Here is a 10,790-nt window from a genome sequence, read left to right on the forward strand (position 1 = left end):
ACTCGGTGAAGCTGCGGGTTTGCGGGTTGACGGCATTCTGGAAAGTGCCGATGGACACCTCGTAGTCGTTGCGCGTGTCGACCACAATGACATCGGGCTGGGATATAAGCGCGTTCCATTCGCTGGGCGGCACATAGGTGCCCGCCATGGTACGGGCATGCACATTGGGCACACCCATGGTCACGATCTCGCGCTTGAGCTTGACCTTCATGCGGTAGAAAGGCTGGCTTTGCGCCCACGACTCTTTGTGCTCAAGTTGAGCCAGCCTGGGGTCGTTACGCAAATACCCCAATACCGCCCGCACCCCGGCTTCGGGCCCGGCAATGGTGCCGTTTATGCCCTCTTCGGCAAGCAGCAAGGTGCCGCACACCTGCTGCGCCTTGCAAAAATCGAACAAAGGGTCGCGCAGGTCGCGGTAATTGGAAAGCGGAACAAACTTATACAGTGCCGCAACAAGGAACTGGGCCATGATTTGAAAGCGGTAAGCTAGGCGAAAAGCCTATTTTACCCCGCCCGACTCTTTCAGCACCGACGCAAAAGCCTGGGCCACGCGATCAACGTTTTCGGTGTTCAACCCCGCAATGCAGATGCGACCCGACTCAATAATGTAAACACCATGAGCCTGCATAAGGCGATCCATGTGTGGCGCCAGGGCCGGGGCGTAGCTGAACATTCCACTTTGGGCCAGCAGAAAATCCCAATCGAAATCGGGATGATGACGCACCAGGCCTTCGTGCAAGCGCCCCCGCATCGCGTGGATGCGCGTTCGCATTTCGGTGACTTCGGCTTCCCACATGGCGCGCAATGCGGGGTCGAGCAGCACGGTTTCAACCAGCTGCGCGCCATGCAGGGGCGGGCTGGAATAGTTGCGGCGCACGGCCTGCTGCATCTGCCCCAGCGCGCGCGAGGCCTCGTCGGCGTTGGCGCACACCATGCTCAGCGAACCGCAACGTTCACCGTACAGCGAAAAAATCTTGGAAAAGGAATTGGCCACCAGAAAAGCCACGTTGGCCGAAGCCAGCGCTCGCACCAGGTAGGCGTCTCGGTCAAACCCTTCGCCCAGGCCCTGATACGCCATGTCCAGAAACGGAATCAGCCGCTGCTCGATGACGATCTTGATGACTTCATCCCACTGAGCGGTGCTTAGTTCAGCCCCCGTAGGGTTATGACAACAGGGATGCAGCAACACCACTGTTCTCGGCGGCAAGGTGCGCAAACATGCGGCCATTGCGTCAAAGTCGAGCCGCTGCGCGGCGCGATCAAAATAAGGGTATTCGTCGACAGTGAAACCAGCACCTTCGAATATGGCGCGGTGATTGTCCCAGGTGGGCCCGCTGATGCGTACCGTGCTGTCTGGGAAGAACCGGCGCAGCACATCGGCGCCCACCTTCAGTGCGCCCGAACCGCCTACCGTTTGAATGGTGGCCACCTTGCCAGCCTGCACCGCTGCTGAATCAGCACCGAAGACCAGGCCTTGCGCGGCCCGGCAATAAGGGGGGCTGCCGCTCATGGGCAAATAAACACAAGGCGCGGTAGAGGCATTGACTGTTTTTGCAGCCTCTTGCACCGAAGGCAGGCGCGGAATGTGTCCTTGCTCGTCGTAATAAAGCCCGATGCTAAGATTGATTTTTTCTGGGCGCGGGTCATCGCGATAGGCCAGTTGCAATGAAAGAATCGGGTCGCCCGCGTAGGCAGAAAGCGTACTGAACAAGTCTCTTCCTTAAGCCGGAGCCAGGCATTGCAGCCGCCCGCCGGCAATATGTTAAATGCAAACCCTGTATTTTATACTGCAGCGCTGCGATATAGATACGCTTTGAACCTTGCCTGCTATGGTTGACGCTTTGCTAAAAATGGCCCTGCTTTAAATATGGATTCGATCACGCAAGCGGCGCTGGGCGCCGGCATCTGCGGCGCCATGCTGGGCCGCTATCACGGCCGCAAGGCCGTTGTGGCCGGCGCGGTACTTGGCACCCTGCCCGACCTGGATGTCGTCATACGCTACGCCGACCCGGTAACGGCCATGATCAACCACCGCGGTTTCTCGCACTCGGTATTTGTACTTACCGCCTTTGCCATCGCCTTGACCGCGCTGTTGCGATATAGGAGGCCGTCGCCGCAATACGGCGCCGGCCGCTTGTTCTGGGCCATCTGGCTGACAATGATCACGCACACGCTGCTGGATGCCTTTACGGCTTACGGAACCCAACTGCTGTGGCCCCTGCGGCCCACGCCGACTGCGTGGTCCACCGTGTTCATTATTGATCCCTTCTTTACGGTTCCGTTGGCCCTGGGGGTTCTTGCCGCCCTGGTCGTCGGACCGCGCGAGCGCGTTGTGCGCGCGTTGCGCTGGGCCATGGCATGGTGCTGCGTTTACCTGGCGGCCTCCATCGTCTTCAAACAGGTGGTCGAGCATCGGGTGGCGCGCACGCTGCAAAACGAAGGCCTTGTGGTTCAGGACATGTTCTCTACACCTCAGCCGTTCAACATACTGCTTTGGCGCGTCGTGGCCAAAACCAATGACAGCCACTACCATGAAGCCACGGTAGGCCTGCTTGACCGGCGCCCTGCCGAACGCCTGCGCCAACCGCTGAACCAGCACCTTGCACAAAGCCTGCTGCCTTCGGAAGCACTGGAGGGGCTGCGCTGGTTTTCGGGCGACTGGCTGCGCTACGACGATGTCAATGGAAACCTGGTGGTCTCCGACCTGCGCATGGGCCTGGGTGCCGGCTACTATTCCTTCCGCTTCCTGTTCGCCCAGCGCCCTTCGTCCGGCGCTGACTGGCAGACGGTTAACCCCAGTTATTGGCCCACGCAACGCGGCTCCCAAGAGCTGGCCGCTGTCATGCGCCGAGTGTGGCAGCAAACACCCCCCTTGCCGCTTGCAAGCTGGGCCGAGCGCATGACACGCCCCAAAAAATAGCCGGCGCGCGCAGCAAAGCGCGCACTGCGAAAACTTCTGCACGAATCAGACAATCGGTGCGCGAACACGATAGCGCCGCCCCCATGTGCCGCCGTATCTTTGTCATGTAATGGACCGCAGGCCGGCCATTGAGTCAGACAACATAAACATAAGACCGGAGACAACGCATGACCACGCATCCTTTCCTGCAAAAAGATCAATTTTTGCTGGGCACTTTTGCCAGCAACTGCTCGGGCGGCATGACTGTGTCAAAGCTGCCAGGCCGCTGGCCCGCCGACTGGGAAAGCAACCTTAAGCTCGGCCGTTTGCTGGACGACGCGGGCATAGACTTTATGCTGCCCATCGCCCGTTGGATCGGATACGGCGGCGAAACCGATTTCCATGGCTACGTGCTGGAAACCATCACTTGGGCAACCGCCCTGCTGGCCCACACCAAGCGCATCACCGTGTTCGGCACCATACACACCACCGCCAACCATCCGGTCATTGTGGCCAAGCAGCTTGCCACCATCGCCCAAATGAGCGGCAACCGTGTCGGCCTGAACGTGGTGGCGGGCTGGAACAAGCCCGAGTACGAAGCGCTGGGCCTGACCCTGCCCGACGACCACGACACCCGTTACGGCTATGCCCAGGAATGGTTCGACATTATTCAGAAGCTCTGGACCCACGAGGGCCGCTTCAACTGGGACGGCAAGTATTTTCAGCTCAAGAATACCTACGGCAACCCCCGCCCCACCACCCTGCCGCCCATTTTCAACGCCGCGGGTTCCGGCCTGGGTCGCGAGTTCGCCTCGCGCAATGCCAACTTTCTGTTTACCCCCGCCATTGACCTGGAACGCTCCAAACAAGAAGTGGCCGAGCTCAAGCAACAGGCAGCCGACGTCGGACGCAAGGTGGGCGTGCTGACTTTTTCACATGTTATTTGCCGCCCCACTCAGGCCGAAGCCGAAGAAGGCTGGCAACAGCTGCAAGACAATGCCGACTGGGCCGCGGTCGACAACCTGATCCGCCTGCAGTTTGCCCACGCGCATTCGTTCCCGCACGATCTACTGGCTTTGATCCGCGAACGCTTCGCAGCCGGACATGGCGGTTTCCCGCTGGTGGGTACGCCCGAACAAGTTGCAGACGGCATCATCCAACTGCACGAAACGGGCTTTGCGGGCACCACTTTGTCGTTCTTCCATTACGCCAACGAATTCCCCTATTTCCGCGACAACGTGCTTCCCATTCTGGAAAAACGCGGCATCAGGAAGAAACAGGCATGAGCGACAACGATCTGGGCCAGGCATTCAGGCAGGCCATGCGCCAGATGGCCGGCGGGGTCTGCGTGATCACCGCCGACGACGGCCACGAACGCACCGGGCTTACCGCTACCTCGGTCGTCTCGGTGTCCATGGACCCGCCGGAACTGCTTATTTCAGTGAACCGGGGGTCGTCTTCGTGGCCGGTGCTGCAAAAAGCCGGAAGGTTCGGCATAAACGTACTGAGCAGCGCCCAGCGGCACGTGGCCGAAAACTTTTCCGGCAAGGGCGGCCTGCGTGGCGCCCAGCGTTACGCAGGCGATGACTGGGGCCGAACGCCCGACGGCGTGTGGTTGTCGCGCCGGGCCCTGGCCGTGTTTGGCTGCAGTATCGAAAAAATAATAGAGCATCGCCAACACGCGCTGATCGTGGGCAAGGTCACCTTTATCGACACCTTGCCCGGCAACCCGCCCCTTACTTACTGGCAAGGCGGGTATGGGTCGTTTGCCCCGCCCGAATCGGCCTGACACCCAGGAAAACCCCCGGATTCGAAAAGAAAGTTTAGGAATAAACTATCTTTTTCTTTTTCATTGTTCACTGCGCTTCGGTTGCCGCCCGCCAAGGCTCCTGCCCTGCATGCGGCCCGGGCGCCCAGGCTCGCATATGCGAACGGCATCGCCCCCCCCTATTCGCAGCCCATTGTTCAGCCGCTTTGCACGCTTCGCCTCGCGCGACGCCGACGAAGTGCGGCACGAAGTCAGCCAGATCTTCTGCGACCACGACCTGCGCGTGGTCGGTAAAGCGCAATCGCTCAACACCGAATTGCAGTTTCGACGCGGCAAAAAAGTGAGTTACGGGCGCATGTTGTACGGTGCAACGGTTGATATCGAGCCCGGCAATCTCAATACCTTCTATCTTATTCAATTGCCGATTTACGGCCGCGAAACCATTCAATGCGGCGCACAATCGGTTGAATCCGATGCCAAGGTGGCCACCATCATCAGCCCGGCCCTCGAGTTTCGCATGCGCCACGAACGCAACACCGAAAAACTTTTTATTCGGGTCGAACGCTCGGCCTTCGAGCAGCAATACGCCCAATTCTACGGCTGCAGCCCGCGTGGACCGCTTAATTTTGTGCCGGCCATTCCCTTGCAAGGTTCGGCCGCCACTCAGTCGCTTAGGCGGCTCCTCGAATGGCAGCTTACCGAAGCCTCAGAGGGCTCGCTGTTCGACCAGCCCCTTATCGCCGCCCAGTTCGAAGAAGCCCTGATGGTTTCTTTGCTTAGCACCTTGCCCCATAACCAGCCCGACCCTGCTCAACCCACCGGCATGGTTTCGCCCGGCTATATCAAACGTGCTCAGGCGTATATCGAGCACAACGCGCATCTGCCGCTTACCGCGGCCGATATTGCCGAGCACGCCGGGGTGAGTATCCGCAGCCTGTTTGCGGGCTATCGCAAGTATCGCAATACCTCGCCCATGCAGCACCTGAAAGAGGTCAGGCTGGCTGCCACACATGCCGAGTTGACCCAGCCCGCGCCCGACACAAGCGTCACGCAAACGGCCTTGCGCTGGGGCTTTGCCCATCTGGGGCAGTTTTCAGCCATTTATCAGCAACGCTACGGCGAATTACCCTCGGCCACCTTGCGGCGGCACAAAGGGTAAGCAGCAGCTAGCGGGTGTATTTCAGTATTCGCCCCGTGTACGGGGGGCTGCCAGAATTGCTTGCAGCATCGTTAACCAGCCGCTTGTCTTTAAACAGCTCAAACCCGTAATCAGCCATATGCCGATTGAATGCCGGGCGATACCCGCGGTTTTGGTCAACAATCCAAACCTCGGCTTCTGGCCGGGCGTGCTGGTCGATGAAGGCGGAAAGCGCCTGCGGCATGTCACGCTCGTAGAGCAGGTCGCTGCCAATAACCAGGTCGTATCGGCCCGACAGCACGGGGCGGCCGGCTTCGTCGTCTGACATTGGCTCGTTGAGCCCCCACTGGCCATGGCGATACTTTAGCGATGAGCATAGGTCGTTCAGGCGCAGGTTTTCTTGCAGGAAGGTTTCCGTAAGCGGGTGGCAGTCGCTGGCGGTAATGCGTGCGCCGCGCCGGTGACCCACCAGGCTGGCCAAACCCAGGCCGCAACCTACTTCAAGAATTTTTTCGTCGGGGCAAACCGGCCTGCGGGCCAGGTGCTCGGCCAAATGCAGTGCCGAGGGCCACAGCAGACCGAACAATGGCCATATTGCCGGGCCGATACCCAGGCGCTGGGCCTCGCCTTCGGGGTCGTGATACTGCTGACGGTCAAGTAATGAACGAATAAAAAGATTGTTTACGCCGGCAATGGCGATACTTTCCAGCTTGGTGTCGTAACTGGGCATCGTCATGTACACAACATGAGGCATTACTCATAAAAAATAATAACTTCTTGAGTATGCCTCATATAAGGGTTTCAGGCCATCCCGCGGCCGCAACGCCTGTGCACCGTTAATGGGCGAAGACTTCCATCGCCTTGCGCACCACGGCGTAAATAATCGCCAGAAACCCCAAGCCCAGCAGAATTAAGCCGGGATTTCGGTCGCGCAGGCCGAAACCGATAATCATCAAGATCGCTCCGACAACAACTATTACCAGCAAAGTCGTATTGTGGAAAAACATCGCCCTTTCCTTTAAACATGTTTGCGATCGCCCCGCAACCGCCGGAACCCGTTCAGCACAACCGGGCAGGCACGCGTTCGCGGCGCATCAATTCAATTGTGACACTAACAGGCATCATGTGGACACATTTTGACAAGCCTCAACAGATTCACGGTATGATCGCTGACACGCGACGGCAGGCGCAACACGCCGTCAACAGCCTATTCATAAAAAGGTTGGTCTTCCCAAAACCATGCTGGACAGTAGCTTCAACAGCCTTCTGGTCGCTGTCTCGTTTTTTGTTGCCATTCTGGCCTCGTACACCGCCGTCAACATGGCGGGGCGGGTCAGTACGACCGGCGGCCGAAAGGCTCGCCTGTGGGTGGCCGCCGGGGCGTTAGCATTGGGTTTTGGCATATGGTCCATGCACTTTATCGGCATGCTGGCCTTTCATCTGCCCATCCAAGTGGGGTATGACCCTTGGCTTACCCTGATTTCGCTGCTGGTCGCTGTGGCAGCGTCAGGGTTTGCACTCTGGATCTCTTGCCGCCGTCGGCTGACGCCGCGCCGCTTGTGCATCGGCGCCCTGACGCTGGGGTTGGGCGTCGCGCTCATGCATTATCTGGGCATGGAAGCCATGCTCATGCAGCCACGCATTGAATACGACCCGGCCTGGTTCTTGTTGTCCGTAATTATTGCCGTGTCGGCTGCGGGCGCAAGCTTGTGGCTGACCGCCGGCCTGCGGGTCTGGGATAGCGGCTGGGTCCGCAAGCTGGGCGCTGCGGCACTAATGGGTTGCGGCATTATCGGTATGCATTACACGGGCATGCAAGCGGCGCAGTTTCCACTCGGAAGCGTTTGCGGCGCCGCCAGGTTCGGTGTTGACGCCCACTGGCTGTCGATCATGGTAACGGTGCTTACCGTCGCCATCCTTGCCACGGTGTTCATCGTATCCGTGCTCGACAGCCATCACGCCTCAAGCACCAGCAAGCTGAACAAGTCGCTTAGCGCCGCTAACCGCGCGCTTAAGCACATGGCTCTGCACGACACACTTACGCAACTGCCTAACCGCGCCCTGCTTGAAGACCGCATCGAACAGGCCAAGGAAACGGCCATCCGCAGGCAATCGCGATTCTCCGTGCTGTTCATGGACCTGGACGGCTTCAAAGCGATCAACGATGCCTACGGGCACGCCATCGGTGACCTTGTATTGATCGAAGCAGGGCAAAGGATACGGTCAGGCATTCGAGCCGAAGACACCGTGGCCCGCTTCGGCGGAGACGAGTTCGTGGTGCTTAGCCATACCTCGGGCGCCGAAGACACCGCCACCCTGGCGTCGAAGGTGGTCGACCTGGTAACGCGCCCCTTCATCATCCAGGGCATGCAACTGCGCCTGTCGACCAGTATCGGCATTGCCATTTACCCCGAAAACGGTCAAGACGCACAATCGCTGCTAGTTAATGCAGATGCTGCCATGTACCACCGTAAAGACAAAGGGCGCAATGGCTATGCGTTTTTTGATCCGTCAATGAACACCAACGCCGACGAGCACCTGCAATTGGTACGCGACCTGCGTCACGCCGTGCAGCGCAACGAATTCACCCTGCACTACCAGCCCAAGTTCGAGCAGGCCCACGGGCCCATCACCGGCGTCGAGGCCTTGGTGCGGTGGCAGCATCCGCAGCGCGGTTTACTACCGCCGGCCGCTTTCCTGAAAACCGCCGAGAGAACCGGCCAGATCGTTGCCATCGACACGTGGGTACTGAACGAGGCCTGCCGCCAGCTTAAAGAATGGCGCGAACAGGGGCGCGACTGGACAATGTCCATTAATCTGTCGGCCCTGCAGTTTGCCCATGCCGACCTGGTTGAAACAGTTAGCGCCGCACTGCAGCAGCACCAGCTTGCGCCCAGCCGGCTGACACTGGAAATTACCGAGTCAACCGCCATGCGCAACGCAGAGGCCAGCCTGGCCACCCTGCAAAAGCTGCAATCGCTGGGCGTAAAAATATCCATCGACGACTTCGGTACCGGCTATTCCAGCATGCTGTACCTGAAACGGCTGCCGGCCAACGAACTTAAGATTGATCGGGGTTTTGTCGGAAAGCTGATGAGCAGCGCTGATTCCGAAAACGCCGCAATTGTGTCGGCGATCATCGCGCTGGGCAAAGCCTTGAAATTGCACGTGGTGGCCGAAGGGGTCGAAACCCTGGCACAACAAAAGTTCTTGAGCGAACTGGGTTGCGACGCCCTTCAGGGGTTCTTGTTGGGTCGCCCGCTGCCTGCGGTCTGTTTCCAGGCCGCCAAACCCCGTTAACCGGCCCTGCCGGGGGCTTCGCAGCAAGCAAAACGCTCGAATGAAAGCCTGCAAAGCAGCCTGCGGATCCAACCGGTTTCGCCAGGTTCGGAGCGCTCGTACCCGGCCAGAGTGATCAGCCCAAGCAACAGTACTGCGCCGCCCGTGAGCATCGCCACCGTTGCCAACAAGACTGAGATTAATAATTGGTTCATGTTTCAGCCTCCCTAGGGTTAACCCTTATTCTACACTTGTAACCAGGTTATGTAAAGCATTGCCCAAGTTGTAATCTTGTATCCCACAACAAAAACCCTTGATTGCGTAATGGCATCAAGGGTTTAATAATCGGCTGACAGAACGGGGGGCCCCGCCCGGGAATCTGCTTTGAGGCGTGAAGGGGCAATTGTTCCTGCCCCGAAACGTCTTCAAGTTTCTACAACTCAGCCTACTTATATTGGAACGCCGTACATGTCTGTCCAACAACTTCTGCAGCAGCTTCTTCAGTCAGGCCAGAGCCTTACCCGGGAAGCCGGTTCAAAAATGAATGCATCGTCATTGTCCGGGTCGAAACTCGGCGGATTCGGCGGCGGCGCATTGGCCGGCGGGGCGCTGGGTCTTTTGCTCGGCAATAAAAAATTTCGCAAGATGGGCGGCAAGCTCGCCACTTATGGCGGCACGGCGGCGTTGGGCGCCTTGGCGCTAAAAGCGTATCAAGACTGGCAAAGCCGGTCTTCGGCAACGCAGGCTGCCGCCCAACCGGCAGCGCCGCAGGCGGTGCCGCCGCCCGCCCTGTCGGCCCCGGCGGCAACACCGGTAGCGGTTCCTGTTGCGCGGCTGGAGCAAGATAGCAAAATTTTGCTTGCCGCCATGATTGCTGCAGCTAAGGCAGACGGTCATATCGGTGCAGATGAAAAGCACCTGATCGATGCCGAAGTTGCCAAGCTCACCAACGACCCCGCCGACCTGGCGTGGTTTGAAGCAGAACTGGCCAAGCCGGCAGACCCGGCGCAGGCTGCTGCCCTGGCATCCACGCCCGAGCAAGCGGCTGAAGTCTATCTGGCCAGCCTGATTGTCGTTGACGAAGAAAGCTTCATGGAGCGCGCTTACCTGGACGAGCTGGCTCGCCAACTGAACCTGGATTCGGGCCTGAAGACAGAGCTTGAAGCGCAGGTGAGAAGCCTGGGTTGAGCTTTTAGCTATCGTCAGACCAGCCGCTCTTCGGGGCGGTTTTTATTTTTTGCGCGAACCATTAAACGAAGTTTTGATGATCTGTGCCGCCACGACCAAAGTATCGCCCGACGCAGTACTGAATCAAAGCGTATAGCGCGCCGCGCAAAGCCGCCACACAAAAGAAAAGCCCTTGAAAATCAAGGGCTTAGCATGAAACTTGGCGGACAGAGGGTCATTCATATAGCAGCTCAAAACCCGCATTAATACTGTGTTTTCTTGATTTTACCCGGTCAGGATACCAACAAAAATACCAACAACGCTATTGGCTTGATTTGAATAAGATTGAACCGCTTCGGACTCAATATGTATCAACATCAACCAAAACCCACTCCCTGCCTCTTGTTTAGACCAGGCTCTGACTCGAGCCGTGATGGTCGCGCAAGCGGCCGCATATGGAGCCCGAGCCTCAACTATGGTTGACGCGAACACCGCTGAAGACCTGGAGCCGGAACAATGCTTTCTTGCCCACAATAACC

At 58.6% G+C, this 10,790-nt stretch carries 11 protein-coding genes; 6 read left to right on the forward strand and 5 right to left on the reverse strand.

Annotation, left to right across the window (positions count from 1 at the left end):
- Together trhO and VL003_RS00650 are read right to left on the reverse strand one after the other, a co-directional pair.
- Positions 1 to 469, reverse strand: a 469-nt coding sequence (gene trhO, locus VL003_RS00645; RefSeq protein ID WP_487047240.1) for an oxygen-dependent tRNA uridine(34) hydroxylase TrhO, incomplete at its 3' end; no start/stop codon positions are given.
- A 30-nt stretch (positions 470 to 499) separates the two neighbouring features.
- Entirely contained in the window at positions 500 to 1,711 is a 1,212-nt protein-coding gene (locus VL003_RS00650) for an amino acid aminotransferase (RefSeq protein WP_325438548.1), read from the reverse strand.
- Positions 1,712 to 1,867: 156 nt separating this feature from the next.
- Here VL003_RS00650 and VL003_RS00655 point away from each other — a divergent pair, with 156 nt between their 5' ends.
- The 4 genes from VL003_RS00655 to VL003_RS00670 all read left to right on the forward strand — a co-directional run bounded on the left by VL003_RS00655 (position 1,868) and on the right by VL003_RS00670 (position 5,826).
- Positions 1,868 to 2,920 (forward strand): metal-dependent hydrolase, encoded by a 1,053-nt coding sequence (locus VL003_RS00655; RefSeq protein WP_325438551.1) that lies wholly within the window; start codon positions 1,868 to 1,870, stop codon positions 2,918 to 2,920.
- 167 nt (positions 2,921 to 3,087) lie between these two features.
- Positions 3,088 to 4,185, forward strand: coding sequence for an LLM class flavin-dependent oxidoreductase (locus VL003_RS00660; RefSeq protein WP_325438553.1), 1,098 nt, complete (start codon positions 3,088 to 3,090; stop codon positions 4,183 to 4,185).
- On the forward strand, positions 4,182 to 4,688 hold the full coding sequence (locus VL003_RS00665; protein ID WP_325438555.1) for a flavin reductase family protein: 507 nt from the start codon (positions 4,182 to 4,184) through the stop codon (positions 4,686 to 4,688). Before VL003_RS00660 ends, VL003_RS00665 begins: the two co-directional genes overlap by 4 nt.
- Positions 4,689 to 4,824: 136 nt before the next feature.
- The gene (locus VL003_RS00670) at positions 4,825 to 5,826 is read left to right on the forward strand and encodes an AraC family transcriptional regulator (RefSeq protein ID WP_325438557.1); all 1,002 of its coding nucleotides are present in this window, start codon (positions 4,825 to 4,827) and stop codon (positions 5,824 to 5,826) included.
- A 7-nt stretch (positions 5,827 to 5,833) separates the two neighbouring features.
- On the opposite strand, the gene VL003_RS00675 is transcribed toward VL003_RS00670, so the two are convergent.
- Positions 5,834 to 6,541, reverse strand: coding sequence for a class I SAM-dependent methyltransferase (locus VL003_RS00675; protein WP_325438559.1), 708 nt, complete (start codon positions 6,539 to 6,541; stop codon positions 5,834 to 5,836).
- A 100-nt stretch (positions 6,542 to 6,641) separates the two neighbouring features.
- Positions 6,642 to 6,812: a hypothetical protein gene (locus VL003_RS00680; RefSeq protein ID WP_325438561.1), complete on the reverse strand. Its 171-nt coding sequence runs from the start codon at positions 6,810 to 6,812 to the stop codon at positions 6,642 to 6,644.
- A gap of 232 nt (positions 6,813 to 7,044) precedes the next feature.
- Between VL003_RS00680 and VL003_RS00685 the strand changes: the two genes are divergently transcribed.
- The gene (locus VL003_RS00685; protein ID WP_325438563.1) at positions 7,045 to 9,105 is read left to right on the forward strand and encodes a putative bifunctional diguanylate cyclase/phosphodiesterase; all 2,061 of its coding nucleotides are present in this window, start codon (positions 7,045 to 7,047) and stop codon (positions 9,103 to 9,105) included.
- On the opposite strand, the gene VL003_RS00690 is transcribed toward VL003_RS00685, so the two are convergent.
- The gene (locus tag VL003_RS00690) at positions 9,102 to 9,299 is read right to left on the reverse strand and encodes a hypothetical protein (RefSeq protein WP_325438565.1); all 198 of its coding nucleotides are present in this window, start codon (positions 9,297 to 9,299) and stop codon (positions 9,102 to 9,104) included. The two genes, VL003_RS00685 and VL003_RS00690, sit on opposite strands and share 4 nt — an antisense overlap.
- Positions 9,300 to 9,552: 253 nt before the next feature.
- Between VL003_RS00690 and VL003_RS00695 the strand changes: the two genes are divergently transcribed.
- The gene (locus tag VL003_RS00695) at positions 9,553 to 10,272 is read left to right on the forward strand and encodes a DUF533 domain-containing protein (RefSeq protein WP_325438567.1); all 720 of its coding nucleotides are present in this window, start codon (positions 9,553 to 9,555) and stop codon (positions 10,270 to 10,272) included.
- Positions 10,273 to 10,790 lie beyond the last annotated feature (518 nt).

This window comes from Pusillimonas sp. (assembly GCF_035515275.1).
Lineage (GTDB): Bacteria > Pseudomonadota > Gammaproteobacteria > Burkholderiales > Burkholderiaceae_B > Pusillimonas.

Bases quoted from the DNA above. Each gene is read 5' to 3' on its own strand.
- VL003_RS00655 (WP_325438551.1), top strand. From the start codon at position 1,868: ATGGATTCGATCACGCAAGCGGCGCTGGGCGCCGGCATCTGCGGCGCC.
- VL003_RS00660 (WP_325438553.1), top strand. From the start codon at position 3,088: ATGACCACGCATCCTTTCCTGCAAAAAGATCAATTTTTGCTGGGCACT.
- VL003_RS00665 (WP_325438555.1), top strand. From the start codon at position 4,182: ATGAGCGACAACGATCTGGGCCAGGCATTCAGGCAGGCCATGCGCCAG.
- VL003_RS00670 (WP_325438557.1), top strand. From the start codon at position 4,825: ATGCGAACGGCATCGCCCCCCCCTATTCGCAGCCCATTGTTCAGCCGC.
- VL003_RS00675 (WP_325438559.1), bottom strand. From the start codon at position 6,541: ATGACGATGCCCAGTTACGACACCAAGCTGGAAAGTATCGCCATTGCC.
- VL003_RS00680 (WP_325438561.1), bottom strand. From the start codon at position 6,812: ATGTTTTTCCACAATACGACTTTGCTGGTAATAGTTGTTGTCGGAGCG.
- VL003_RS00685 (WP_325438563.1), top strand. From the start codon at position 7,045: ATGCTGGACAGTAGCTTCAACAGCCTTCTGGTCGCTGTCTCGTTTTTT.
- VL003_RS00690 (WP_325438565.1), bottom strand. From the start codon at position 9,299: ATGAACCAATTATTAATCTCAGTCTTGTTGGCAACGGTGGCGATGCTC.
- VL003_RS00695 (WP_325438567.1), top strand. From the start codon at position 9,553: ATGTCTGTCCAACAACTTCTGCAGCAGCTTCTTCAGTCAGGCCAGAGC.